Below are 25,478 nucleotides of genomic sequence, written 5' to 3'. Positions count from 1 at the left end.
GATCAAACTTGCTTATGCAAGAAGCACTTGAAAATTCGTTACACCAGGAAATCTGATGTAGTCGAAACACTATCCTCAACGATTTTGCCTGACAAGCATATATTCTCGTGGCGAATATTATATTTTTTAAACGTGAATTTTTGTTATGAGCAGCAAGGTACGTCGAATGCGGGTTTGGCGGGATCGGTTCCGCACGTTTCCCTTCCGACAGTCCTATTTTTTTAGGAATATTCTTAGATGAAGCGCTATTCGCAATCGGAAGCTGCACGGCCTTCCCTGCAGGACACCCTGCTGGTTTTTTCCGACCTGGATGGTTCGTTGCTGGATATTCATACCTACGCCTGGCAGCCGGCAATGCCCTGGCTGGATAAGCTGCAGGATTTTCAGGTACCGCTCATTCTGTGCAGCAGCAAAACCGCAGCGGAGATGCAGGATATTCAGCAGGATCTGGGCCTCGAGGGGTTACCCTTTATTGCCGAAAACGGCGCAGTCATCCAACCCGATGTCCGTTGGGAAAAGGCGCAGCGCCATACTATGGGAATGCTCCACCGCGACATTCGCCCGTACATCGAGCAAATCCGCCTGCAGGCAGGGTATAAATTCACCACCTTTGACGATGTCGATGACCGGGTGATCGGCGAATGGACGGGGCTGAGCCGCTATCGTTCCACGCTTGCGCGTAAACATGAAGCCTCTGTCACGCTCATCTGGCGCGACACCGATGAGAAAATGGTGCAGTTTGAAGAGGAGCTGGCGCAGCGCGGTCTGAAATGCCTGCAGGGTGCCCGCTTCTGGCACATTCTGGACGCCCGCTGCGGAAAGGACGTGGCGGTGAACTGGCTCATTGCGCAATATCGCGAACAGGAAGGCATCATGCCCACAACGCTCGGGCTGGGCGATGGTCCGAATGATGCGCCCCTGCTCGACAGCGTCGACTTCGCGGTGGTGATCAAGGGCATTAACCGCCAGGGCATCACGCTGCGCGACGATAACCCTGCCCGGGTGTATCACACGCAGCAAGCAGGACCGGCGGGCTGGCATGAAGGGCTGGATCACTTCTTGTCCTGATCGTTCCACACCACCTGGTTGCGGCCGCGCTGTTTTGCCAGATACAGCCGGGCATCCGCTATTGACTGCAATTGTTCGAAGTCGTAATTCCCCTTCTCCTGCGCGCAGCTGACCCCCATCGACGCGCTGATACGCAACGTCGTGCTCTTTTTCACCAGGATCTCTTTGCTGTCGATGCGTGAGCGAATGCGTTCCGCCACCGCTCTCGCCTCCTCCAGCCCGATACCCGGCAGGACCACGCAAAACTCTTCCCCGCCCACGCGCCCGGCAACGTCGTTCTTACGCAGGGCGCTGGCAATCAGCCCCGCCGCATGGGACAGCACCTTATCTCCGGCCTGATGGCCGAAGCGGTCGTTAATGCTTTTAAAATAATCGAGATCGATCTGCACCACCGAGAACGGCAGCGACTGCGCCTGACATTGCCCGGCCAGCGCTTTTGCCCGCTCAAACAGCGCCCCACGGTTATGGAGGCGGGTGAGAGGATCGTGCCAGGCCTGCCACTGCAACGAGTGCTGGAGCGTGTACATGTTGCTGACCATCCGGCGGATCACCAGCCAGGAGATCAGCAGCATGGCGGTGAAGAGCGCCCACAGCAGCGCCAGCACGATACTGATGCTGCCGAAGTCGCCTTTTACCCCTTCATGCAGGGTATGCACCCGCAGGATAACCCCGTCAAAATGGTCGAGCCGCTCCCAGCTGACAAAACGGCTGCCGAGCCGGATCCCGCCGCCGGTATTGTTCTCAATAGCATGCGCAATCTGTGCCGTTTCACGCTCATCAAAATGGTTGGCCTCGCTTGTGGACGCTTCAGAAGAGGCAATCATATTGAGCCGGGTATCATACAGCTGATATTCACCCTCGGCGTGGTCATCCGTCGCGTCGGCCAGCATCCGTTTCATGGTATTGAGAGAAAAATCCATCGCCACCACGCCGTACCAGTAATGGTCAAAATAGATGGGTACGCTGGCGGTGATCATGCGCTCGTTGCCCGTCCAGGTTGACGGCGAGGTGATAAACCACAGCACCGCCCGCGCACGATTGTTACGTTCCGTTTGCTGCGTAAACCAGGGCTGGGTCACCAGATGGTAATAACGCGGGATGATATCGGCGCTCTGTGCCGGTGTATCCGTGGAGAGGAAAAACCCGGCGCGGGAGACATAGACCACCCGTTCTTCACTGCGCATGACCGGTGAGGCCAGCCTGAGCAAATAGCCCACTTCAAGCGCAGCAGACACTTCATTATCGAGAAGTTCATCGTCGCGATTAAGCAGCGTGGTCTTTTCAACAAAGGCATCCGATACGCCGTTGATGGGCAGCGTACGTTTTGTATCCACGGCAAGTTGCCAGAAAGGACGAGACCGGTCTGCATTGAAGCGTGTCACCGCTGCACGCAGGACATCAAACGCCAGCGGCGTCTGGAGCGCATCGCGCATGCTCTGGCGAAAAAAAAGCAGTTTGTCCACGCTGAACTGAAGCTGTCTGTCCAGCGACGTGGCCACCGTTTCCAGATGGTTGCGCTGGCTTGAGATATAGGCATCTTCCAGCACCACCACTTCACGCCAGGTGAGGAGAGTCGAAAAAACCAGTACCACCAGAAAACAGAGATTAACAATCGCACCTGGATTGCTACGCTTATGCAGCCATTGCAGAAAAGTTCGTCTTACAACAAAGGTATCACGCTGCACACATACTCCCTGATCGCTTCCTTACACCCGATACTTGATATAAAAACGCCCGGCAAGGCCGGGCGTTAAGTGATTAAGCCTTGTCACGCTTTTGCCGCCCGTCACCCGGCTGAAGCTCATCTTCACGAAACGCTTCCCGCTTGATGCTGTAACCGTCATGCCACCGACACTCCACCATTCCGCTGGAATAGCCGGTGACAATCATACGTGGGCCGCCCTTCTTAGGCTTAACTTCATCACTGACCAAAAAGACCATACCTGCCTCCTGTATCAGGGTGAAACTGTTTCAATTTAGACGAGGAATGGCCTTTTTGCATCCTGGCGCGGGTAACAATTAGTGCGCCGTACCGCGCAGCTTTTCAACCAGCTTCACTGCGGCGACCACGATACTGCCCACAATAAAGCCCAGCACCAGATTAAGCAGCGTAGGCAGAATGGCCGCCACCACGGCGCCCTGCTGTGCAGCAAAATGTTCTATCGCATGGTGCAGCGGCGCAATACCGTGTACCACAATCCCACCGCCGACAAGGAACATCGCCAGCGTCCCCACCACGGAAAGACTCTTCATCAGCCACGGGGCGAGCACCAGCAGGCTTTTACCGATCCCTTTAGCTACCGCGCTCGATTTCGCTTCCAGCCAGAAGCCAATGTCATCGAGTTTAACGATAAGCCCCACCAGGCCGTAAACCCCCACCGTCACCAGAATGGCGATCCCGGAGAGGATCAGCACCTGATTCAGCAGCGGCGATTCAGACACGATACCCAGGGTAATAGCCACAATCTCCGCCGACAGAATAAAGTCGGTACGAACGGCGCCCTTGATTTTATCGCGTTCGAAGGTTTTTGGATCCTGCGCTGCCAGCGCTTCCAGACGCTGCTGGCGCATTTCTGGCGTGTCGTGCTTCTTCCTCGCGGCGAAGGAGTGCAGCACCTTCTCTACCCCTTCAAAGCATAAAAATGCGCCGCCAATCATCAGCAGCGGCGTAATCGCCCAGGGGATAAAGGCGCTGATCAGCAGCGCCAGCGGCACCAGGATCACCTTGTTGAGGAATGAGCCTTTCGCCACGCCCCATACTACCGGCAACTCGCGGTTAGCCCGCACCCCGCTTACCTGTTGCGCATTTAACGATAAATCATCCCCCAGAACCCCTGCTGTTTTCTTCGCCGCCAGTTTTCCCATAACGGAAATATCGTCCAGCAAGGTGGCAATATCGTCCAGCAATGTTAATAAGCTACTTCCCGCCAAAATGACTATCCTTCTTTTTTTGCTAATTAAGTGAATAGTATGGAACAAAACCGCACACCCGGAAACAGGCACATTGCGTCAACAAAAATTTCACAGCAACTACACAATTAAAGGGCTCGCCAGCCCGGTAGTTTTGACGTTTACTATGAGCGAACTTTTTATTTCGTCGTGAGGGACTATGCGTTTTCGGCACTTACTACCGCTCATCGGGGCGCTCTTTTCGCTGTATATCATCTGGGGGTCAACCTACTTCGTCATTCGCATTGGGGTGGAAAGCTGGCCTCCGCTGATGATGGCGGGTATCCGTTTTCTCTCGGCTGGCGTCCTGCTGATGGCCTTCCTGCTGCTGCGCGGACATAAACTCCCTCCGCTGCGCCCGATGCTGAATGCGGCGCTGATTGGCCTGCTGCTGCTGGCCGTGGGCAACGGCTTTGTCACCGTCGCTGAACATCAGAACGTGCCCTCCGGCATCGCGGCGGTGGTGGTCGCCACCGTCCCGCTGTTCACGCTCTGCTTTAGCCGTCTTTTCGGCATTCGCACCCGCAAGCTGGAATGGCTGGGGATTGGAATTGGGCTCGCCGGGATCATTCTGCTCAACAGCGGCGGCAACCTGAGCGGTAACCCCTGGGGGGCCGTGATTATCCTTATCGGATCCATGAGCTGGGCGTTTGGCTCCGTCTATGGTTCGCGTATTGAGCTGCCGTCCGGCATGATGGCGGGTGCCATTGAGATGCTTGCCGCAGGCATTGTGCTGCTGATTGCCTCCATGCTGACGGGCGAAACGCTGACAACCATGCCGGATCTGTCTGGCTTCCTCGCCGTGGGTTATCTGGCGCTGTTTGGCTCCATCATTGCCATTAATGCGTACATGTTCCTCATCCGCAACGTCTCTCCGGCGGTCGCCACCAGCTACGCCTACGTTAACCCGGTGGTGGCCGTGCTGCTGGGAACGGGACTCGGCGGTGAAACGCTGTCGCCGGTTGAATGGCTGGCGCTGGGCGTAATTGTGTTTGCCGTGGTGCTGGTCACGCTGGGGAAATACCTGCTGCCCGCTAAGCCTGAGGTGGTGCCGTGTCAGGTGGAGAAACCGTAAACGGATGAATGCCCTGAGTGTCGATCTGCGCGGTCTGACCGCCGCCGCAGATCCACTCTTCAAGCCGTTCGGTCAGATCCCGATCGTTCAGCTTCAGTCTGCCGCGTAGCGCACACTCCCACACCACCAGCACCCGCCATCCCTGTTCGACAAGCGTGGCGATATCCCGCCGATCGCGCTGGACGTTTTTGCCAATCTTCTCCAGCCAGAAATCGGTGCGCGTCGCCGGGACTTTAAACAGGTAGCAGTCGTGACGGTGCCAGAAGCAGCCGTGGGTAAAGATAATGCACTCATAGGCATCAATGACGAAATCAGGACGCCCGGCAAGTGCGGCATCCTGCACCCGAAAGTCAAAGCCTGCCTCAGTCAGTAGCCCGGCGAGGCGTTTCTCAATCGCCGTATCACGCGTGCCGATGGCACGCATGTTTTTACTGCGCGTCGCCTTATTGTGCACATCCGTCATTGACGGCCTCACTCTGGCGCAGGGCAACCGCCTGTTTAATGCGTGAGGACAGCAGTTTCGCCACCGCCGCAAAGGCGGGCACCACCACCGAGTTGCCAAACTGTCGGTAGGCCTGCGTATCAGAGACCGGAATGCGGAAGTTGTACCCCTGGGGCGTCTCAAACCCCATCAGCCGCGCGCACTCGCGTGGGGTTAAGCGACGTGGACGATGACGCTGGTTCTCAGGGTTATCAAAGTCTTTCTCGCCCAGCGCTTTGTCCCAGCCACGATCGATCAGGATCTCCGCACCGTCTTTGTAATAGCGCGCGGACAGGGTGCGGGTGACACAGTGCGGATCGTTCGGGTTGACCAGGCCAAAACCAAAACCGTTGCCTTTTGCCTGATGCTTTTTGGCATAGCGATAGAGGTACTTCCACAGCACCGGGGTGAGGATAAATTTCGCGTCGACGGCGGGCTCCAGAAGATCGGCAACGGACGGACGGCGCGCCGGATAGAGCGACGGGATATCCCGCAGGGTAAAATCACCTTTCAGGTTGAGATCGCGGCGGAACCCGACCAGCACAATACGTTCCCGGTGCTGGGGCAGGAAGTGTTTCCCGTCAATGATTTTCGGATCATCGGCACCCATATCCTGGGAGTCCGCCACGTCGTAGCCCAGCTCATCCAGCGTCTGCATAATAATGCGGAAGGTTTTACCGCCGTCATGACTCTTTAAATTCTTGACGTTTTCCAGCACAAAAATGGCCGGACGGCGGGCATCGATAATACGGGCGACATCAAAAAACAGGGTTCCCTGCGTATCGCAGGCAAAACCGTGGGCACGTCCGAGGGCATTTTTCTTCGATACCCCAGCGAGCGAGAATGGCTGGCACGGGAAGCCCGCCAGCAGTACGTCATGCGCCGGGATGTTCTGGCGAATATGCTCTGCCGCCTCTTCATCGCTCACGCCGCTTTTATGGCTCAGCGTGACATCGCGGATATCCGCGTTGAACTGATGCGCATCCGGGTCACAATACCAGTTAGCTTTATAGGTGCGGACCGCGTGTTTGTTCCACTCACTGGTGAAGACGCACTGTCCGCCGATGGCTTCAAATCCGTGTCGAATGCCCCCGATACCGGCAAACAGATCGATAAAGCGGAAGGCATAGTGGGGATGGGCGGCGGAAGGACGCGGAAGCAATGTTTGCAGATAACGAAACTCGCCGTCGCTCAGGCGATGCCCTGCCCGCTCGCTGGTGATAAGTCTCTTTATGATTGCCGGGCTCCAGTGGCCCTCACCGTGTGCCATGAGCTGGCTGGCGAGGGTTTTGGCATCATAGATATCCAGCAGCTGGCGCAGCAGCGCCTGCACCGTTGCCGTTGATTTCTCAGCCTGCTCAGGTGCGGGCTCACTCACTGATCGATTTTCCTGCATTCTTTTAACCGGACAATAAAGACTGGAAACAGATTACCACAGTTCAACGGTGCAAACTGCGGCGGAAGCGGCTCAGTACCTGGCTATCCAGCCCCAGGCAGTCACCCTGTAATTCGGCACTCAGTTTTGCCATAAACTGGATGAGAAAATCGGCGTTGTGGCGTGCCAGCTCGCGCCCCATTTCTGTTTGCATTGTATCAGGCAGGCGCAGCAGCTTGCTCTGAAAATGGTCGAGGGCAAACGCCCGGTCATCAAGGGTTCGCGCATCAGCAAAGGGATCGCGTGCGTCAAAAAGCGGCACGCCCAGCGCCCCCGAAACGGCAAACACGCGCGCCAGGCCAATCGCCCCTAACGCTTCCAGCCGGTCAGCATCCTGCACAATTTTCGCTTCCAGACTCTGCGGCGCGATCCCGGCGCTGAAGCTGTGCGCCTCAATAGCATGCGCCACGGCGTCATAATGCGCGGGGGGAAAGTCCGGGAAGTCGCGATGCAGGATCTCACGCGTTTTACGCGCTGCCAGCTGGGATGACTGGCCGCGTTCAGGATGGTTTTTCGGCAGGCTGACAATATCGTGGAAATAGCATGCGGTCAGGATCACCAGCGGCTCGACCGCCTGGTTAGCCATGATTTTTTGCGCCGTCATCCAGACGCGACGAAAGTGCGAAATATCATGCGCGGTGTCGTCGGTGGTGTGGTTTTCCCCGAGCCAGCGCTCAAAACGTTGCTGCCACTGCGTAAGTTCCATCATCACGTCCTGTTGTTAAAATGGTTACAATAGCAACTTTCCCGGACGCTATCACGAGTTGTCCTGACGGGGACGGGTGTACCACGCAATCCCGCCCAGGATCAGGCCGACCGTGCCCAGCACCAGAAACCCCAGCAATGCCCCAAGCCATTTGCCGCTGGTCGCCCCCAAATCCCCTTCCACTGCCACATTCGGCAGCGACGGTATTTTACTGATCACCCAGATATACCGGGCCATTGCCCAGACAAAGTAACCGCAAAAAGCGTAAAACACCCACAGGGCCAGTTTGCCTCCCAGGCTGCGTTCGATTTTTCGTTCCATCTTTCACTCCACGGTCACCGCCGTACCGTTTGCACATGCTTACTCTGGTTTTGTGATAATCGTCACATTTTGGCATTAAACCCTGTGCTGTGTGAAGGTTTCTGACGCTCAGTTTGCCTTAAGTTGATCCTGGGCAAGGTTACAGAAGAGGACGACTGGTGAGTGTTTAATTCGGAGAAATATAATTAAGGCTAATAATAGAATTTATAAAATAACCACGAAAAATACTTAACAATAATTAACCAATATATATTTCAAATTATAATTCACGAGAAAAATAAAGCGACACTTAGAAATATTTAGTAATATTTTTACCCATTTAATTACATTTATTATTGAACTTAAACTCCCTCTCCTGGAATAGTATCGACGCTGTAGTTGCGGAGCGTGATTACATATATTCATATAAATTATCTCTAAAGGGAATATATAATGAAAAGAAAAGTATTGGCCATTCTTGTACCCGCGTTATTAATGGCTGGCGCAGCAAATGCCGCTGAGATGTACAATAAAGACGGTAATAAAGTTGACCTGTACGGTAAAGTCGATGCACGTCATACCTTCTCTGACAACCCTGGCGACGATGGCGATGAAACCTATGTGCAGGTTGGCTTCAAAGGTGAAACTCAGATCACCAACGATCTGATCGGTTACGGCCAGTGGGAATATAAAACCTACGCAAATAATACTGAGTCCGCTGGTGATAAATCCTTTAACCGTCTGGCCTATGCAGGTATGAAATATGGCGAATACGGTTCATTTGATTATGGCCGTAATTATGGTGTCGTCTATGACGTAGAAGCCTGGACCGATATGCTGCCGGTATTTGGTGGCGATTCTTACACCTGGACTGATAACTTTATGAATGGCCGTGCTAACGGTCTGGCGACCTACCGTAATACGGATTTCTTTGGTCTGGTTGAAGGTCTGAATTTTGCGCTGCAATATCAGGGCGCGAATGAAGGCCAGTTTGCTCAGGAAGATCAGGAAGGAACCAAAAATGGTCATGACGACGTGCGTTTCCAGAATGGCGACGGCTTCGGTATGTCTACCACCTATGATTTCGATTTCGGCCTGAGCCTGGGTGCGGCATATTCTTCCTCTGATCGTAGCAACAAACAAGAAGGTTACGGTGAGAAATACAGCGCTCGTTACGCGGGCGGTAAAACAGCAGAAGCATGGACTCTGGGTGCTAAATATGATGCTAACAACATCTATCTGGCGATGATGTATGCTGAAACTCGCAATATGACGCCATATGGTGATTATGGTATCGCGGATCAAACTCAGAACTTCGAAGCAGTAGCACAATATCAGTTCGACTTCGGTCTGCGTCCATCCCTGGCATGGGTTTACTCTAAGGGTAAAGACATGACTTACCCAGGTAACCGCAGTAATCCTCAGGGCCAGCACGGTGATGTTGATCTCGTGAACTATATCGATGTTGGCATGACCTACACTTTCAATAAAAACTTCTCCACCTATGTTGATTACAAAATCAACCTGCTGGACAACGATGATCGCTTCTATAAAGACAATGGCATCTCCACCGATGACATCGTTGGCGTAGGCATGACCTACCAGTTCTAATCCACTAAAACACCAAAGGCCGCAATCGCGGCCTTTTTTATTCCTGCGCTCTCTATTACGGCGCTTCCTGCAACGCCACCCGAATAAACCCGTTATTCTGCGTAAGCAACTCATGCGCTTTCCAGGCATCCAGCCCGGTCAGCACCATCAGTACCGCCGTTTTGCAGTTATGGTTACAGCTCTCCAGCGCGGCTTTCGCCACCGCTCGGGTGCATCCCCCCGCTTCCATCACTATCGCGATTTGCCGTTCAGCCCACTGGGTGCTGCTCGCCTCCAGATCCACGCGCAGGTTGCTGTAAACCCGCCCGGTGCGGACGGCCAGCCCGGTGGTCACCATAGAGAGGATCATTTTCTGCGCGATGGCCGCTTTGGTGTTCAGATACCCGGCAACCACGTCCGGGCCCAGCTCCGGCGCAATCACCATACTTGCCAGCTGCGCCGCCTCGCTTTGCGCATTATCGGTAATCACCGCCACCGGTGAACCGAGCGACCACGCATGCCGCATGGCGCCCCAGACCCACGGCGTTTTTCCGCTTACGGTGACCGCCAGCATCATATCGTGCTCGCCAAAGTTAATCGCCTGCAGGTCGGCAACGCCGCGCTCGTAGCTTGTCGCATCGTCGTCCGCCGTGATGGCAATCACCGGGGTTTTACCCGGGGCATACTCATCCGCCGCCTGTTTTGCCACACAGCCGGACGACCCCGCGCCAACCATAACCAGACGCCCCCCGTGGCTCAGGGTCGCGGCGGCGTTATCCACCACACGGGCAATAATGGGTAAAAAAGGGGTGATTGCAGCGGAGATAAGTGCATCATCCTGGTGAATGACTTTCAGCATGTCCAGCGTGGACAATCTATCGATATTCATCGTGCTGGCGTGCCGTCTTTCCTTGACCGAACCGGTAAGCATAATGCTCATAAACAGCCTCCTTATTATGAGTACCCACACACTATAAAGTGTTTTATATAGATGACATGCGAGGAGGGTCACGAAAAGCGGAGCAAATGCATGCTTTTACACAGCTTTAAGAAAAGCGCGTCATCGGCGATAATTACCCCTTTCTTCTTCATCGCGGAGTGTTGATGAGCGATTTGCAGCCCTTTCCCCAGACGCGCAAGCGCCCCATGAAACTGAACACGCTGGTCACGTTGATGGTGTGCGCGATCATCGCCTCTGTGCTGCTGCTGGTCTTTGCGCTCTATTCAGTGCAGATCACCCGGGCGACCCGCGATGACGTCAAGGATACGGCGCTGGGTATTGCCCGAACACTGGCGAACAGCCCGGAGATCCAGCGTGGCCTGATGCAACCGCCGCAGGCCGATATCATCCAGCCCATCGCCCAGGGCGTTACAAAACGCAACGACCTGCTGCTGACCGTGGTCACCGACATGCGCGGTATTCGCTATTCGCACCCGAACGAAGCGCTGATTGGCCTGCATTTTATCGGCGACGATCTGAACCCGGCGCTGGAAGGGAAAGAGAACGTCTCCGTTAACCGGGGCGCGCTCGCGGAAGCCCTTCGCGTATTTACGCCCGTGTATGACAGCCAGCACGAGCAGATCGGCGTGGTGGTGGTCGGCATCTCGCTAAAAAAAGTGGAAGACCAGATCGCCCGCGGGCGACTCAACGCCGTCTGGACCATTTTGTTCAGTATCTTTATGAGCTCCATGGCGATCTGGGGACTGGTTCGCGTTCTGAAACGCATCCTGTTCGGGCTGGAGCCGTATGAAATCTCCGCGCTGTTTGAACAACGTCAGGCGATGCTGCAGTCGCTGCGCGAAGGAGTGTTAGCGGTCGATATTCATGGCCGCGTGACGATGATAAACCACACCGCCAGAGAGATATTGCTCCTGCCCTCCGGCAAGCAGACCGAAAACGCCAGCGCGCCCCTGCTGGCCAGCCTGCGTGAGGTGTCAAAAACGGGCATCGCGCGTCAGGATCAAGAGATCAGCTGCAACGGACGGCTGCTGCTGTGCAACATGGTGCCGGTGAAAAGTCAGGAGCGAGTGATAGGCGCCATCACCACCTTCCGCGACAAAACCGAAATCAGCCAGCTGATGCAGCGCATCGACGGCATGGTGAATTACGTCGACGCCCTGCGCGCCCACACGCACGAGTTTATGAACAAACTGCACGTGATCCTGGGCCTGCTGCATATCAAGCGCTACGACAAACTGGAAGAGTACATCCTGCAGACAGCGCACAATTATCAGACGGACATTGGCACCATCCAGAGCAAGGTGAAATCCCCGGTGATTGCCGGGTTCCTGCTGGGTAAAATCAACCGGGCGAAAGAAGCGGGGATCACCCTCACCCTGGCGGATGAGTGCCAGATACCGGATACCGCCAACGAAGAGCAGGTCGCGGTGCTGGTTACCGTGCTCGGTAACTTGATTGAAAACGCGCTGGACGCGATGGAGGGCCAGCCGGAAGGCGAAATCACCCTGCTGCTGCACTATCAGAATGGCTGGCTCAGCTGTGAAGTCAGCGATGACGGCCCGGGAATTGATCCCGCCCAGCTGGAGACTATTTTTACTAAAGGCTTCTCAACAAAAGGTGAAAACCGGGGCGTTGGGCTGTTCCTTGCCCGCCAGCAAATTCAGAACCTGGGCGGTGATATCACCGTCGAATCTGAACCTGGCGTATTTACCCAATTTTTTGTTCACATCCCCTGGGATAGCGAGAGGAATATCGCGTGATAAATGTATTAATTGTCGATGATGACGCCATGGTAGCCGACCTCAACCGTCTGTATGTCAACCGTGTTGAAGGCTTTAGCTGCTGCGGCGTCGCCTCCACGCTGAACCAGGCCGAGGCCATTATTAACAACCCTGCCCAGCCGGTTGATCTGGTGCTGCTGGATGTCTATATGCAGCAGGATAACGGGCTGGATCTGCTGCCGGTGATCCGCGCCTCCGGTCGCCCGATCGATGTCATTATGATCTCTTCGGCTGCGGACGCCGCGACAATCCAGACCTCTATCCATTACGGCGTGGTGGATTATCTGATTAAACCGTTCCAGTTCCCGCGCTTTGAAGAGGCGCTGAACGGCTGGAAGGCAAAGCACAGCCTGATGGGCTCGCACCAGTATTATGAGCAGGCGGACGTCGACAGGCTGATCCACGGCGGCGCGCCGGAGCTGGCAGACAGCAAAAAGCTGCCAAAAGGGTTAACGCCGCAAACGCTGCGCACCATCTGCCAGTGGATTGACGCTCACCCGGAGACCGAGTTTTCCACCGATGACCTGGCCAGTGCAGTGAATATCTCGCGCGTCTCCTGCCGTAAATATCTGATCTGGCTGGCGCAAATCAATATTCTATTCACCAGCATTCACTATGGCGCTACCGGGCGCCCGGTATATCGTTACCGTCTCCAGCCCGAGCAGACAGGCCTGCTCAAACAGTACTGTCAGTAATGCGATAGCTGTTATCCAGCAAGGTAAAGCGGAAGTGGTGCGCTGAAGAGAGCACCACTTCTTTTGTTTTGGTCACAAAAATCGCTTCAATATCAGGTCGCGCGCGCAGCACCGCGCAGCCTTTCTCCACGCCCATGCCGTACATCAGCGTGGTCCAGATATCCCCGTCGATGGAATCGTTTGAAATGATGGTCACGCTGTCCAGTTCGTTATCAAGCGGATACCCGGTACGCGGGTCAAGGATATGGTGGTAGCGCCTGCCGTTTTGTTCAAAGTAGCGTTCATAGGTTCCCGACGTCACCACGGAGCGGTTCTCTACCGTCATCGCGCCGATCAGCTCATCACCCGCAAACGGTTTTTTAAGCCCCACGCTCCAGCCCCCCTCCGGCGAGCCCAGCGTCTGGATATTGCCCCCAAGGTTGATCAGCCCAAGTTCAGCGCCCTCTTTGCGCAGATAATCCCGCACCCTGTCGGCGATATAGCCTTTGGCGATAGCACCCAGGTCGATCTCCATCCCTTTTTGGGTCAAAAAGACGCTACTGCTGGCCTCGTCCAGCACCACATCCTCAGGGCGGGTAATCGCCAGCAAGGCGGCGATGTCTTCGGCGGGCGGCACGCTGTCGCCGCGAAAGCCGATTTTCCACCGTTTCACCAGCGGGCCGATGGCCAGGTTAAACGCGCTGTCTTTAAGCACGCTTGCCGCTTTCGCGCAGCGGATCAACTCAAACACCGGACGGCTGACTGCAACCGGATGCTGACCGGCCGCATGGTTGATATCCATCACCTGTGAATGCGCACGGTTAACGGTAAGCAGATCTTCGTACTGTTTGATTAAGCGAAATACGCGGGAGGCGAGGGCTTCGTCATGGGAAAAGAGTTTGAGGAGAATGGGCGATCCCATCAGGACGGCGGAATAATTGTAAACGCGATGGTCATCAGGCATAGCATGAGTCCTCAGATGTAGCCCCGGCAAGCACCGCGCCGCCGGGGAAAATGCCGGATAACGCTGCGCGTATCCGGCATACAACACAGGGGTCTTACTGCTTTTTCGAACGCATAGCCGCCTGATGTCCTGCAAGCGTACCAAAAATAATGATATCTGCCACCGCGTTACCGCCGATACGGTTACCGCCGTGGATCCCGCCGACCACTTCACCGGCCGCAAACGCCCCTGGCAGCACGTTGTGGTTGCTGTCCAGCACGCAGGTTTCGGTGTTGATGGTCACGCCGCCCATGGTGTGGTGCACGCCCGGCGCAATCTGAATGGCGTAGAACGGCCCTTCGTTGATGGGCGCACGCAGCGCGGTGGTACGGCCAAAATCATCGTCATGCTGTTTTTCAACAAAGCCGTTGTAGCGCTCAAGGGTCGCCAGGAAAGCGTGGTAATCCATTCCCAGCGCCTCGGCCAGGGCTTTTGGCGAGCTGGCGCTGGTCACAAAGCCTTTGGCAATGTACTCATCCGCCGCTTTGTTTTTGGCACGAACGTGCTCGTCAAAGACGATATACGCGTATTTCTCCGGCAGTGCGATGATTGACGCCGAGACTTTATCGCGAGTTTCCATTTCATTGAAGAAACGGTTCCCCTGCTGGTTCACCAGAATCGCTCCGCCGCCGCGAATGGATTCGGAAATCAGGTACGAGGTTTTCTGCTCAACGGTTGGGTGGATCTGAATTTCACCCATATCTACCGTACCGGCACCGATGCGTTCCAGCAGCGCGATACCGCCGCCGGTTGCCCCTTTGTGGTTGGTGGTAACAAAACCTTCCAGGTCAGGGCGGTATTTCACCACCATCTGGCTGTTGGCGCTGAAGCCACCGGTGGCGACAATGACGCTTTTAGTGGTCACGGTAAGGGTTTCGTTCTCTTCTGTGGTCAGACGCACGCCGGTGACTTCGCCGTTTTCGAACAGGATGTCGCTGACAGACGTATCAAGCATTACGTCGATGTTGCGCTTATTGACGTTACGCACCAGGCCGCTGATCAGATAGCCGCCTACCGCAGAGCCGTCTTTTGGACGGTGCGTACGGTCAATGCTCATCCCGCCGGTGGTGGTGATGTCATTCAGCATAATGCCGCGGGTTGCCAGCCATTCAATCGCCTGCGGCGCATTCTCCACGAAGCGGCGCAGCAGTTCCGGGTTGTTCTTGTTACCGCCCCCTTTCAGGCTCTCCCGGTAGAACAGCTCTTTGCTGTCCTGGATCCCTTTCACCCGCTGGAAACGCGTCTCGGCGGCATTCATCCCGGCAGAAGCTTTGATGGTGTTCCCGCCGATGGTTGGCATCTTCTCAACGATCAGCACGCTCGCGCCTTCATCGTGGGCCTGAATGGCTGCGGCCAGACCGGCACCGCCGCTACCCACTACCACCACATCCACACTGCGGGTCGCGTTCGGGTCAGCGCCCTCTTCTGCCGCAAGCGCTTTGCTGGATTTCAGCATCGCTTTAGAGACCGCTTTCTTCACCGCTTCACTCTGGCTGGTTGCACCCGTGATGGCATCCACGTGCGGGGTGTTGGCGTCCAGAATGCGGGTGCGGATCTCTTCAAAGCTGGTGACAAACTCAACGTCTTCGCTCGGGCCAGACGCCAGCGCAATATCGGCGATGCGATCGGTTTCCAGGCTAACGTTGATTACCAGTTCGTTAACATCGTCCTGCACCTTCTCAGTGAACATGCCTGGTTTGAATTTTGATTCGCCCATGCTCATATCGCGGATCATCGCTTCCACCAGCGAGAAGCGCCACAGTGGTTCAGGAATGCTAAGCTCTTCGCGTTTGGTGCTGTCCATAAACAGCTCCAGGCTTTCACCGGCCGCGATCCGGTCAGTCCAGTCCGGGTAAGCGATGGTAGCGCGCCCCACGGCAATCAGGTCGTAACCGCTATCCAGCGCCTCGTTAACGTCTGCGGCATTCACCACGCCGCCGACCCCCATCACCGGAACCTGAGCCAGGGTTTCAGAGCGCATGGCGCAATATTTTTTGATGAGCGGGGTTGGGTCCTGCGTGTCGACAATGGAAGGACGCAGGGTCGCCCCTACGGAGAAGTGCAGATAATCCACACCGCGCGCCGCCAGTTTTTCCAGCAGGTACATGGTGTCTTCAAAGCGGATGCCCGGGACTTCCAGCTCTTCAGGGGAGAAACGGTAGCCAATAATGAACGCGTCGTCCGCGTACTGGCGCACCATTTTGTGCGTGATATCCAGCACCGCCAGCGGGAATTTAGCGCGGTTATCGCGGCTGCCGCCCCACTCGTCGTCGCGCTGGTTAGAGTTCGGGGAGTAGAACTGCTGAATCAGGTAGGTATTTGCGCCGTGAATTTCAACCCCGTCGAAACCGGCCTGGATAGCGCGGCGAACGGCTTCACCAAACTTGCCGATCATACCTTCCACTTCTTCACCGGTCAGGGCAACCGGCGTGGCGGCCCCGTCACGCGGCGCGGCAACGGCGCTTGGGCCAACCGGCGTGCGGCCACCGATCAGTTTTGGATCGACCATACGGCCGCCGTGGTAGATCTGCAGCAGGGCTTTCGAGCCTTTGGATTTAATGGCGTCCGCGATTTTCGCCAGCCCGGCGATTTTCTCGTCGTTATCGATACCAATCGCGCCGGGGAACGCAAGGCCGAGATCATCGATAAAGCAGCATTCAGCAATAATGGTACCAATGCTGCCAGAACGGGCCCGATAGTACTCCACCAGCTCGCTGGTGACCGTGCCGTCGTAATAGCCGGTACAGGTGGTCATGGGTGCCATTAACAAACGGTTTTTCAGTTCAGTGCCATTCGGTAATGTGAAGGGGCTCAGAATACGTTCGTTAGTGCTCATAATTGAAACTCCAAACTTTAAAAATTAAGAATTCGTTATCGGATTGATTTTTTTATTTCGTCGTTATTTGCCGATGTCATGATATTAATATAATGATTTTTTAGTTTCTAAAGTTATTACGTTAGTTAAAAAACTATTTAATCCCTGCGATAACACAAATAACACATTGGTGTTAGCGATTGTAATTTAGCCATTCACAATAATTTAAAATTCGTTAAATAACCAATGGTAAGACCACTTCCCCAAAAACCAATCAAATCTATAAAAATCAATCATATAAAAATTATCAAAATTCGAAATTGTTACAGAAATGATAAATTGAACTCATAATATACGTAATACCCACATACGCCAGAGTGGTTATTAATAAAAGCATAAAAATAACGCTGCAATTCTCTTTTTTTGATCGCGATCAATAGTCATGGCATCCAAAAGCGCAATATAAAAACATCATCAATTTTTAATTTAGCGCAAACCAAAATGCGTTAAATCGCTATTACTGAAAATACAAATCAGCACCTTTAATAACTAAAAAAAGCAAAGAAACTTAAGAAAGCAATTTTGTTTTTCAGTGCGACCGAATTTTTGACAACTTAAGACGTGAAACTATGAATACAAAAACTGCTGTAACGCCCCCTGTGGCGAATCAGGCATCAAATGGGAAAGCAAAACGACTGCTGATGATGGCATTGCCCGTCATCGTCGCCGTCCTGCTGCTGTTTGTTCCGGTACCAGAAGGACTGCCGCCTTATGCGTGGCACTACTTCGCGATCTTTGTCGGCGTGATCGTCGGTTTAATCTTCGAACCGCTGCCGGGCGCGGTGATCGGTCTGACCGGCGTGGTGGCGATTGCGCTGTGCAGCCAGTGGGTGCTGTTCAGCCCTGAACAGCTGGCCGACCCGAAATTCAAGCTGGCAGGTGCCTCCTTTAAGTGGGCGGTCAGCGGGTTTGGTAACTCGACTGTGTGGCTGATCTTCGGTGCCTTCATGTTCGCCGCGGGCTATGATAAAACCCGCTTCGGCCGCCGTCTGGCGCTGATTCTGGTGAAATATCTCGGCCGTCGCAGCCTGACTCTCGGTTACGCCATCACCTTCGCGGACCTGCTGCTGGCACCATTTACGCCTTCCAATACCGCACGTAGCGGCGGGACCATCTACCCGATCATCGCTAACCTGCCGCCGCTGTATGGCTCAAAACCAAACGACCCAAGCGCGCGTAAAATTGGTTCGTACCTGATGTGGGTGGCGATCACCGCGGCCTGTATCACCAGCTCGATGTTCCTCTCCGCCCTTGCGCCGAACTTGCTGGCACTGGCGCTGGTGAAAAGCACGGTAGGGATTGATATCTCCTGGGGTACCTGGTTCCTCGCCTTCCTGCCGCTGGGCATTCTACTGATTCTGACCATGCCGCTGCTGGCCTACTGGTTCTACCCACCAGAAGTTAAAGTGAATAATGAAGTACCGCTGTGGGCAACCCGTGAACTGGAAAAACTGGGCAAACTGTCCCGCAATGAAATTCTGCTGCTGGTGTTCGTGTGCTGTGCGCTGCTGATGTGGATCTTCGCCGCCGCGTGGATTGAACCAGCCATGGCTGCCCTGCTGATTGTGGGTCTGATGCTGTGGACCGGCGTGCTGGAATGGAACGATATCACCGGCAATAAAGCCGCGTGGAATACCTTCGTCTGGTTCGCCACCCTGGTCGCGCTGGCAGATGGCCTCTCCTCTACCGGCTTTATCAGCTGGCTGGGTAAAGAGGGCGGTCTGTTAATGAGCGGTATCTCGCCGGGCGTTGCCACCATCGTACTGCTGCTGGCGTTCTACCTGCTGCACTACCTGTTTGCCAGCACCACCGCGCACACCACCGCGCTGCTGCCGGCGATGCTGACCATCGCCTCCACCATTCCGGGCATGAATATGGAAGTCTTCGTCCTGCTGATGGTGACCTCGCTGGGTGTGATGGGGATCATCACCCCGTACGGTACCGGCCCAAGCCCGATTTACTACGGTAGTGGCTACCTGCCAACCAAAGACTACTGGCGCCTGGGCACTATCTTCGGTGCCATCTTCCTGGCGGCCCTGCTGCTGATTGGTTATCCGTGGATGTCCATGATGTTCTGATTCCTGACCGCCGGACTTCTCCTCCGGCGGTTTTATTTTTCTGGAGCAAGCTATGTCAAACAAACCGTTTTTTTATCAAAACCCCTTCCCACTCGCGCACGACGACACCGAATACTATCTGCTGACCAAAGAGCACGTCTCCGTTGCTGAGTTCGACGGTCAGGAAGTCCTGAAAGTCGAGCCAGAGGCACTGACGCTGCTGGCGCAGCAGGCGTTCCACGATGCTGCGTTTATGCTGCGTCCTTCCCATCAGAAGCAGGTCGCCGCCATTCTTAACGATCCGGAAGCGAGCCAGAACGATAAGTACGTTGCCCTGCAGTTCCTGCGTAACTCTGAAATCGCCGCTAAAGGCGTGCTGCCAACCTGCCAGGATACCGGCACAGCGATCATCATGGGTAAAAAAGGCCAGCGCGTCTGGACCGGCGGTGGCGATGAAGCCGCGCTGAGTCAGGGGGTGTACAACACCTACATCGAAGACAACCTGCGCTACTCCCAGAACGCGGCGCTGGATATGTATAAAGAGGTGAACACCGGCACCAACCTGCCTGCGCAGATCGACCTCTACAGCGTCGACGGCGACGAGTACAAATTCCTCTGCATGGCGAAAGGCGGCGGTTCAGCCAACAAAACCTACCTCTATCAGGAAACCAAAGCGCTGATCACACCGGCGAAGCTGAAAAACTATCTGGTGGAGAAGATGCGCACCCTGGGGACTGCGGCCTGTCCGCCTTACCATATTGCCTTCGTGATTGGCGGGACCTCCGCGGAAGCGACGCTGAAAACGGTGAAGCTGGCCTCCACCCGCTACTACGACGCCCTGCCTACCGAGGGGAACGAGCACGGCCAGACGTTCCGCGATGTTCAGCTCGAACAGGAACTGCTCCAGGAAGCGCAGAACCTGGGTCTGGGTGCGCAGTTTGGTGGTAAATACTTCGCTCACGATATCCGCGTGATCCGCCTGCCGCGCCACGGTGCCTCCTGCCCAATCGGCATGGGTGTCTCCTGCTCCGCAGATCGTAACATCAAAGCGAAAATCAACCGCGACGGGATCTGGATTGAAAAACTGGAGCACAACCCGGGTCAGTACATTCCTGAATCGCTGCGCCAGCAGGGCGAAGGCGACGTGGTCAGCATCAACCTCAACAAGCCGATGAACGAGATCCTGGCGCAGCTTTCCGCGCACCCGGTCTCTACCCGCCTGTCGCTGAACGGCACCATCATCGTGGCGCGTGATATCGCCCACGCGAAGTTGAAAGAGCTGCTCGACAACGGCGAGGAACTGCCGCAGTACGTTAAAGACCATCCGATTTACTACGCGGGCCCGGCCAAAACGCCGGAAGGTTATGCCTCCGGCTCCCTCGGCCCAACCACTGCAGGCCGCATGGACTCGTATGTGGATTTACTGCAGTCCTACGGCGCGAGCATGATCATGCTGGCCAAAGGCAACCGCAGCCAGCAGGTGACGGATGCCTGCCACAAACACGGCGGCTTCTACCTGGGCAGCATCGGCGGCCCGGCGGCGGTACTGGCGCAAAACAGCATCAAGAGCCTGGAGTGCGTGGCGTATCCGGAACTGGGAATGGAAGCCATCTGGAAAATCGAAGTGGAGAACTTCCCGGCATTTATCCTGGTGGATGACAAAGGTAACGATTTCTTCCAGCAGATCCAGAACAAACAGTGCCAGGGATGTTCACAGCGCTGAGCGTTTCCATAGTGCCGGCAGCCGCGACAACGTTTGATTGATCCGCTCACGCTTGTCGCTGCCCGGCTTCCAGATAGTGACCATCGTCTGACTTATCCCCTGGCTGCCCACTTCGGTGGGCAGCCTTTTTACGTTTTTCCACTGCGTCGCATGAAGATGGGTCGGCAAAAAGCCCCAGCCACAGCCCTGCTCCAGCAGGCCGCGCAGCATCTCAATTTCATTAGTGAAAAGGGTATGCCCGGCAATTTGCAGACGACGGGCAACCGGTTCATCTGATGCGGCATGCATAACCACCTGCGGAACCAGAGAGAGATCGAGCAGCGAAACCGGCGTGGCAACCTTCGCAAAAAGCGCGTCTGCGGCGTAAAAATCCATGTCGATGGCTCCCAGAGCCCGCCACTCCATCTCATTACCCACGCTACGGTTGCGCGCCTGGCAGATACCTAAATCCGCCTCTCCGCTCGCCAGCAGGGCTTCCGCCTCGTCACGCGACGCGCTGGTCAGGCTCAGGCGTATTTTTTGTGCCGCCATCTCTGCAATCAGCGCCTGCAGAAAAGCCCGGGGAGTGAACGGATCGTAAACAAGGGCAATGTCCTGCGTCGCGCTGTCCGGCATCGCTCTGGCAAAGGCCTCAAAGGCTTTCACCTGACGCATCAGCAGGTGCGCCTGTCGCTGAAGCTGTTCCCCTTCAGGCGTTAGCCGCACGCTGCGTCCCTCGCGCAGAAACAGGGCATAACCCAGCCCGTCCTCAAGAAAATCGATCAGATCGCGCAGGGTCGTACGGTCTTTACCGAGCTTAATGGCTGCCTTCATCAGGCTGCCGTGCTCTGCCACCGCGGTAAATGCCTCCAGCTGGGCAAATGAATAGACCATCGCCTCCTCTCCCTTCATTCCGTTTTTCGGGGGAATTTCCCCCATAACCCGTTTTTTATTATAGGGCGCGGCTTCTTAAACTGAAGTCCTTCCTGAACCAAACGAGATAAACATGAAAAACAAAACGTTAAACCGCAGCCTGCTCGCCGCACTGGTGGTCAGCAGCCTCTTATCCCCTGCCGTTATGGCTGCCTGTCACGGCACCGACCTCAACCAGTGCCCTGCACCGTTTGACGCAACCCTTCCCGACACGCACAGCATGCTCACCTGGAGTCAGGCGGATCGCGTGGTGGGCTTTCGTAACGACTACCGCAACTACGCGGGCGATGTTTTCCGCCACGGAAAAGCCACACCGCTGCTGGCAGCAGAGAAACCGCTTACCGACGCCCGCTATCAGGTTAATGGCAAGACCTATACCCTCCAGGATTAAGTGAAACGCCAGAACGTCAGCGGCATGCTGGTGCTGAAGGACGGCAAAATAGCGTGGAAATATCTGGGTGAAGGCAATACCGATTCCACGCTCTGGACATCACGTTCGGTGGGGAAATCCGTGGTCTCTGCGCTGGTCGGGGTCGCCCTTAAAGAGGGCAAAATCCACTCCCTTGACGATCTTATCACCCGCTACGAACCCGATTTAAAAGGCACGGCGTGGGATGGCGTGACGCTGAGACAGCTCATCACTCACACCTCTGGCGTGGCGTGGAACGAAGACTACACCAACCCACAGTCTGATTTCGCGCAGCTTACCGAATGCGAAGCGAAGCCGGGCACCTACGACTGCGTGCGTAAGCTGGTGAAGGGATTACGTCGGGAACACCCTGCCGGAGAGAACTGGTCCTATTCATCGGGTGGCGCGTGGCTGCTGGGTGACGTGCTGGAGCGCGCCACCGGTATGACGCTGGCGGCGTACCTGGAGAAAAGCATCTGGCAGCCGTACGGGATGGCGAACGACGGCGTATGGCATGCCTACCGTAAAGGCCAGCACGATGTCGGCGCGCACGGCTTTAACGCCACGCTGGAAGACTGGGGCCGCTTCGGCGAATTTATCCTGCATAACGGTACGCTCCCTTCGGGCAAACAGATCCTGCCTGACGGCTGGGTGAAGGAGTCGTCAGACTGGACGCAGGCGAAAGGCTCCGTCTCAGACGCGCATCCGAAAGGGTTGTACGGCTATCAGTGGTGGAATAACGAGGTGCCCGCCACGGCCACAGACGTTAAGCCCGCGCCAGAGGATTCCCTGAAAGATTCACTCTGGGCGCTGGGGATTTTTGGCCAGATGATTATGGTGAATCAAAAGGAAAACCTGGTGATCGTCCAGTGGTCCACCTGGCCGCAGGCGGAGCCGTCTTTCAGCGCCCAGCCGCTGGAAGCGTCGCTGATGTTTAGCGCGATTGCGCAGGCGCTGCGCTGAATAGAGCGCTCTGCCAGTTTTGCCCGGCGGCGCTACGCTTGCACGGGCCTACAAAATTCACAGGTCGGGTAAGCGAAGCGCCACCCGACAAGAGCAGCGGCTACTCTGCCCTTCTGCGCGATATCACAAAATAGCGATATCAGCCACTTAGCGAATTATGATGAATGAAAAATCAATGAATTGTTAAGTTATTGTTAGGTATGTAAATCCCGGTCAACGTCCTGTCATTGATGTGCAGTACGCATCAGTCCATGCGTGATTTGCGCTTATTAATTTCCGTTTAATGCGCCAGTTTTCAGAAACAGACGGACAACACGTCAATAAAAAACTGGAGACGACCATGATTTCCTCAACCCCACCTGCAACCCTTCGCGCAAGAGCGGGCGCGATCCTTCGCGTCACCTCGGGCAATTTCCTTGAGCAATTCGACTTCTTCCTGTTCGGGTTCTATGCCACCTACATCGCGCATACCTTCTTCCCGGCGAGCAGTGAGTTTGCGTCACTGATGATGACCTTCGCCGTCTTTGGCGCAGGCTTCTTAATGCGCCCCATTGGCGCGATTGTCCTCGGGGCTTACATCGACAAGGTGGGTCGCCGTAAAGGGTTAATCACCACCCTGTCGATAATGGCGGCCGGTACCTTCCTGATTGTGCTGATCCCCTCTTATGAGAGCATCGGCCTGTGGGCGCCACTGCTGGTGCTGGCTGGACGCTTGCTGCAGGGCTTTTCCGCCGGGGCGGAGCTTGGCGGCGTGTCGGTCTACCTGGCTGAAATTGCCACGCCGGGTCGCAAAGGCTTCTTTACCAGCTGGCAGTCCGGCAGTCAGCAGGTGGCGATTATGGTGGCCGCCGCAATGGGCTTTGCGCTGAACGCGATGCTGGAAGAGAGCGCCATTCGTGAATGGGGCTGGCGGATCCCATTTCTGTTCGGCTGCCTGATTGTGCCGTTTATCTTCTTCCTGCGCCGCAAGCTGGAAGAGACCGAAGAGTTTCGCACCCGCCGTCACACGCTGGCGATGCGTCAGGTCTTTACCACCCTGCTGGCGAACTGGCCGGTTGTGGTCGCGGGTATGCTGATGGTCGCCATGACCACCACCGCGTTCTACCTGATCACCGTCTATGCGCCTACCTTCGGCAAAAAAGTGTTAATGCTCAGCGCCTCCGACAGCCTGCTGGTGACGCTGCTGGTGGCCATCTCCAACTTTATCTGGCTGCCGGTGGGCGGTGCCCTGTCGGACCGCTTCGGCCGTAAACCGGTGCTGGTTGCCATGACGCTGCTGGCGCTGATCACCAGCTATCCGGCCCTGACGCTGCTGGCGCAGGCACCGAGCTTCTCCATGATGCTGAGCGTATTGCTGTGGCTCTCCTTCCTCTATGGCCTCTATAACGGCGCGATGATCCCGGCGCTGACGGAGATCATGCCGGTTGAAGTGCGTGTTGCCGGTTTCTCACTGGCGTATAGCCTTGCTACCGCGATCTTCGGCGGGTTTACACCGGTCATTTCAACGGCCCTGATTGAGTACACCGGCGATAAAGCCTCTCCGGGCTACTGGATGAGCTTCGCGGCGATCTGCGCGTTGCTGGCAACGCTTTATCTCTACCGTCGCAGCGCGATGCGTCTGCAAGTACAGAGAGGATAATATGCGCATATTTGTACGTTCAGGTCTGACCGGGCTGGTAATACTGGCGACCAGCGCAGGCGCGCTGGCCCAGGAGGTGACGGTCATGATTTCAGGCGGTTTTAAGGCCGCGCTGGAAAAACTCGCCCCCCAGTATGAAGCCCGGACGGGCGACCATATCGTGCTGATCCCGGGGCCGTCGATGGGACAGACGCCGCAGGCGATCCCCAACCGACTGGCGCGCGGTGAAAAAGCAGACGTGGTGATTATGGTGGGTGATGCACTGGCGCACCTGGCGAAGGACCGGATGGTCAAAGAAGGCTCGCGCGTTGAACTGGCGGATTCGCCCATCGGCGTGGTGGTGAAAGCCGGCTCGCCGGTACCGGATATCGCGACCGATAGCGCGCTCAAACAGACTCTGCTTAAGGCCAGCACCATCGCCTATTCCGACAGCGCCAGCGGCCGGTATGTGCAAACAGAGCTCTTCAAAAAGCTGGGGATTGAAGCACAGGTAGAGGGCAAAGCGCATAAGGTGGAGCGTATCCCGGTCGCCTCTGAGGTGGCAAAAGGGAAATACGCCGTGGGTTTCCAGCAGGTCAGCGAGCTGTTACCCGTGCCCGGCGTAACCTTTGTCGGCAAACTGCCGGATAACCTGCAGTACATCACCCGTTTTGCCGGCGCGGTCACCGCTCACGCGGAGCATCCTTCCGAAGGTAAAGCGCTGCTGGATTACCTCGCATCAGCAAACGCGCAGGAGACCATCACCGCCACCGGGATGCTCCCCGTCACTCCGCCGCGCGATAACGTGCAGTAATGAGTGTTTCCAGCTCAGCGGCAATCCACGACTGAATACGCCCGCTGCGCCGGATCAGCCCGACAGTACGTTTGACCTCGGGCT

The 25,478-nt window shown here is 55.8% G+C and carries 20 protein-coding genes and 2 pseudogenes; 10 read left to right on the top strand and 12 right to left on the bottom strand.

From position 1 onward, the window contains the following. The first annotated feature begins 237 nt into the window (after positions 1-237). Positions 238-1,068, top strand: coding sequence for a mannosyl-3-phosphoglycerate phosphatase-related protein (locus AX755_RS21280; protein ID WP_062857410.1), 831 nt, complete (start codon positions 238-240; stop codon positions 1,066-1,068). On the opposite strand, the gene dgcQ is transcribed toward AX755_RS21280, so the two are convergent. The 3 genes from dgcQ to AX755_RS21265 form a co-directional block, all read right to left on the bottom strand. Then, entirely contained in the window at positions 1,053-2,753 is a 1,701-nt protein-coding gene (gene dgcQ, locus AX755_RS21275; RefSeq protein WP_062857409.1) for a cellulose biosynthesis regulator diguanylate cyclase DgcQ, read from the bottom strand. The genes AX755_RS21280 and dgcQ overlap by 16 nt on opposite strands. A 73-nt stretch (positions 2,754-2,826) precedes the next feature. Further along, positions 2,827-3,009 (bottom strand): YodC family protein, encoded by a 183-nt coding sequence (locus AX755_RS21270; RefSeq protein WP_013097745.1) that lies wholly within the window; start codon positions 3,007-3,009, stop codon positions 2,827-2,829. Positions 3,010-3,087: 78 nt separating this feature from the next. Further along, positions 3,088-4,008 (bottom strand): DUF808 domain-containing protein, encoded by a 921-nt coding sequence (locus AX755_RS21265; RefSeq protein WP_170942733.1) that lies wholly within the window; start codon positions 4,006-4,008, stop codon positions 3,088-3,090. Between the two features lie 169 nt (positions 4,009-4,177). On the opposite strand from AX755_RS21265, the gene yedA reads away from it, so the two are divergent. Beyond that, positions 4,178-5,092, top strand: a complete 915-nt coding sequence (yedA, locus tag AX755_RS21260) for a drug/metabolite exporter YedA (RefSeq protein ID WP_013097747.1) — start codon at positions 4,178-4,180, stop codon at positions 5,090-5,092. Here yedA and AX755_RS21255 read toward each other — a convergent pair. The 4 genes from AX755_RS21255 to drpB form a co-directional block, all read right to left on the bottom strand. After that, positions 5,052-5,555: a very short patch repair endonuclease gene (locus tag AX755_RS21255; RefSeq protein WP_023619809.1), complete on the bottom strand. Its 504-nt coding sequence runs from the start codon at positions 5,553-5,555 to the stop codon at positions 5,052-5,054. The two genes, yedA and AX755_RS21255, sit on opposite strands and share 41 nt — an antisense overlap. Then, positions 5,536-6,951, bottom strand: coding sequence for a DNA cytosine methyltransferase (locus AX755_RS21250; protein WP_062857408.1), 1,416 nt, complete (start codon positions 6,949-6,951; stop codon positions 5,536-5,538). Before AX755_RS21250 ends, AX755_RS21255 begins: the two co-directional genes overlap by 20 nt. A 61-nt stretch (positions 6,952-7,012) precedes the next feature. After that, positions 7,013-7,714 carry a phosphohydrolase gene (locus AX755_RS21245; protein ID WP_062857407.1) on the bottom strand — a complete coding sequence of 234 codons (702 nt, stop codon included), beginning with the start codon at positions 7,712-7,714 and terminating at the stop codon, positions 7,013-7,015. 51 nt (positions 7,715-7,765) lie between these two features. Next, complete coding sequence (gene drpB / locus AX755_RS21240) at positions 7,766-8,035, bottom strand: cell division protein DrpB (RefSeq protein WP_062857406.1); 270 nt, start codon at positions 8,033-8,035, stop codon at positions 7,766-7,768. Between the two features lie 432 nt (positions 8,036-8,467). Here drpB and ompC point away from each other — a divergent pair, with 432 nt between their 5' ends. Further along, positions 8,468-9,625, top strand: a complete 1,158-nt coding sequence (ompC, locus tag AX755_RS21235; protein ID WP_062857405.1) for a porin OmpC — start codon at positions 8,468-8,470, stop codon at positions 9,623-9,625. Between the two features lie 55 nt (positions 9,626-9,680). Here ompC and AX755_RS21230 read toward each other — a convergent pair whose 3' ends face one another. Further along, a complete protein-coding gene (locus AX755_RS21230; RefSeq protein WP_062857404.1) occupies positions 9,681-10,544 on the bottom strand; it encodes an N-acetylmuramic acid 6-phosphate etherase in 864 nt (287 codons plus the stop codon). Positions 10,545-10,708: 164 nt separating this feature from the next. Here AX755_RS21230 and AX755_RS21225 point away from each other — a divergent pair, with 164 nt between their 5' ends. Both AX755_RS21225 and dcuR read left to right on the top strand, forming a co-directional pair. Then, a complete protein-coding gene (locus AX755_RS21225) occupies positions 10,709-12,325 on the top strand; it encodes a sensor histidine kinase (protein ID WP_013097754.1) in 1,617 nt (538 codons plus the stop codon). Further along, positions 12,322-13,041 carry a two-component system response regulator DcuR gene (gene dcuR, locus AX755_RS21220; protein WP_013097755.1) on the top strand — a complete coding sequence of 240 codons (720 nt, stop codon included), beginning with the start codon at positions 12,322-12,324 and terminating at the stop codon, positions 13,039-13,041. The genes AX755_RS21225 and dcuR overlap by 4 nt, the downstream gene beginning before the upstream one ends. On the opposite strand, the gene AX755_RS21215 is transcribed toward dcuR, so the two are convergent. Together AX755_RS21215 and AX755_RS21210 are read right to left on the bottom strand one after the other, a co-directional pair. Next, complete coding sequence (locus AX755_RS21215; protein WP_062857403.1) at positions 13,022-13,984, bottom strand: FAD:protein FMN transferase; 963 nt, start codon at positions 13,982-13,984, stop codon at positions 13,022-13,024. The genes dcuR and AX755_RS21215 overlap by 20 nt on opposite strands. A gap of 94 nt (positions 13,985-14,078) precedes the next feature. Further along, the gene (locus AX755_RS21210) at positions 14,079-16,859 is read right to left on the bottom strand and encodes a flavocytochrome c (protein ID WP_062857402.1); all 2,781 of its coding nucleotides are present in this window, start codon (positions 16,857-16,859) and stop codon (positions 14,079-14,081) included. A 608-nt stretch (positions 16,860-17,467) separates the two neighbouring features. Between AX755_RS21210 and AX755_RS21205 the strand changes: the two genes are divergently transcribed. Together AX755_RS21205 and fumA are read left to right on the top strand one after the other, a co-directional pair. Continuing rightward, positions 17,468-18,976 carry an anion permease gene (locus AX755_RS21205; RefSeq protein WP_013097758.1) on the top strand — a complete coding sequence of 503 codons (1,509 nt, stop codon included), beginning with the start codon at positions 17,468-17,470 and terminating at the stop codon, positions 18,974-18,976. A 52-nt stretch (positions 18,977-19,028) separates the two neighbouring features. Continuing rightward, a complete protein-coding gene (gene fumA / locus AX755_RS21200; RefSeq protein ID WP_062857401.1) occupies positions 19,029-20,678 on the top strand; it encodes a class I fumarate hydratase FumA in 1,650 nt (549 codons plus the stop codon). Here fumA and AX755_RS21195 read toward each other — a convergent pair. Continuing rightward, positions 20,667-21,569: a LysR family transcriptional regulator gene (locus AX755_RS21195; protein WP_062857436.1), complete on the bottom strand. Its 903-nt coding sequence runs from the start codon at positions 21,567-21,569 to the stop codon at positions 20,667-20,669. The genes fumA and AX755_RS21195 overlap by 12 nt on opposite strands. Positions 21,570-21,663: 94 nt before the next feature. Between AX755_RS21195 and AX755_RS21190 the strand changes: the two are divergent. The 3 genes and pseudogenes from AX755_RS21190 (at position 21,664) to AX755_RS21180 (ending at position 25,394) form a co-directional block, all read left to right on the top strand. After that, positions 21,664-22,962: pseudogene (locus AX755_RS21190) on the top strand (serine hydrolase domain-containing protein). Between the two features lie 340 nt (positions 22,963-23,302). Next, positions 23,303-24,601, top strand: a complete 1,299-nt coding sequence (locus AX755_RS21185) for an MFS transporter (protein WP_048971648.1) — start codon at positions 23,303-23,305, stop codon at positions 24,599-24,601. Position 24,602: 1 nt separating this feature from the next. Further along, positions 24,603-25,394 carry a substrate-binding domain-containing protein gene (locus AX755_RS21180; protein WP_048971646.1) on the top strand — a complete coding sequence of 264 codons (792 nt, stop codon included), beginning with the start codon at positions 24,603-24,605 and terminating at the stop codon, positions 25,392-25,394. Here AX755_RS21180 and AX755_RS25905 read toward each other — a convergent pair. Further along, a pseudogene (locus AX755_RS25905) lies at positions 25,366-25,478 on the bottom strand (LysR family transcriptional regulator); the annotation flags it as partial. The gene AX755_RS21180 and the pseudogene AX755_RS25905 overlap by 29 nt on opposite strands.

It is taken from the genome of Enterobacter sp. SENG-6 (genome assembly GCF_001605945.1).
Taxonomy (GTDB): domain Bacteria; phylum Pseudomonadota; class Gammaproteobacteria; order Enterobacterales; family Enterobacteriaceae; genus Enterobacter; species Enterobacter cloacae.
Note: the sequence above shows the minus strand (reverse complement) of the source record. Positions and strands in the feature narration are given on the sequence as shown.

Excerpts from the sequence above, each read along its gene's own strand:
- AX755_RS21280 (WP_062857410.1), top strand. The coding sequence starts at position 238 with ATGAAGCGCTATTCGCAATCGGAAGCTGCACGGCCTTCCCTGCAGGAC.
- AX755_RS21270 (WP_013097745.1), bottom strand. The coding sequence starts at position 3,009 with ATGGTCTTTTTGGTCAGTGATGAAGTTAAGCCTAAGAAGGGCGGCCCA.
- yedA (WP_013097747.1), top strand. The coding sequence starts at position 4,178 with ATGCGTTTTCGGCACTTACTACCGCTCATCGGGGCGCTCTTTTCGCTG.
- AX755_RS21255 (WP_023619809.1), bottom strand. The coding sequence starts at position 5,555 with ATGACGGATGTGCACAATAAGGCGACGCGCAGTAAAAACATGCGTGCC.
- AX755_RS21245 (WP_062857407.1), bottom strand. The coding sequence starts at position 7,714 with ATGGAACTTACGCAGTGGCAGCAACGTTTTGAGCGCTGGCTCGGGGAA.
- drpB (WP_062857406.1), bottom strand. The coding sequence starts at position 8,035 with ATGGAACGAAAAATCGAACGCAGCCTGGGAGGCAAACTGGCCCTGTGG.
- ompC (WP_062857405.1), top strand. The coding sequence starts at position 8,468 with ATGAAAAGAAAAGTATTGGCCATTCTTGTACCCGCGTTATTAATGGCT.
- AX755_RS21230 (WP_062857404.1), bottom strand. The coding sequence starts at position 10,544 with ATGAGCATTATGCTTACCGGTTCGGTCAAGGAAAGACGGCACGCCAGC.
- AX755_RS21225 (WP_013097754.1), top strand. The coding sequence starts at position 10,709 with ATGAGCGATTTGCAGCCCTTTCCCCAGACGCGCAAGCGCCCCATGAAA.
- AX755_RS21215 (WP_062857403.1), bottom strand. The coding sequence starts at position 13,984 with ATGCCTGATGACCATCGCGTTTACAATTATTCCGCCGTCCTGATGGGA.
- AX755_RS21210 (WP_062857402.1), bottom strand. The coding sequence starts at position 16,859 with ATGAGCACTAACGAACGTATTCTGAGCCCCTTCACATTACCGAATGGC.
- AX755_RS21205 (WP_013097758.1), top strand. The coding sequence starts at position 17,468 with ATGAATACAAAAACTGCTGTAACGCCCCCTGTGGCGAATCAGGCATCA.
- fumA (WP_062857401.1), top strand. The coding sequence starts at position 19,029 with ATGTCAAACAAACCGTTTTTTTATCAAAACCCCTTCCCACTCGCGCAC.
- AX755_RS21195 (WP_062857436.1), bottom strand. The coding sequence starts at position 21,569 with ATGAAGGGAGAGGAGGCGATGGTCTATTCATTTGCCCAGCTGGAGGCA.
- AX755_RS21185 (WP_048971648.1), top strand. The coding sequence starts at position 23,303 with ATGATTTCCTCAACCCCACCTGCAACCCTTCGCGCAAGAGCGGGCGCG.
- AX755_RS21180 (WP_048971646.1), top strand. The coding sequence starts at position 24,603 with ATGCGCATATTTGTACGTTCAGGTCTGACCGGGCTGGTAATACTGGCG.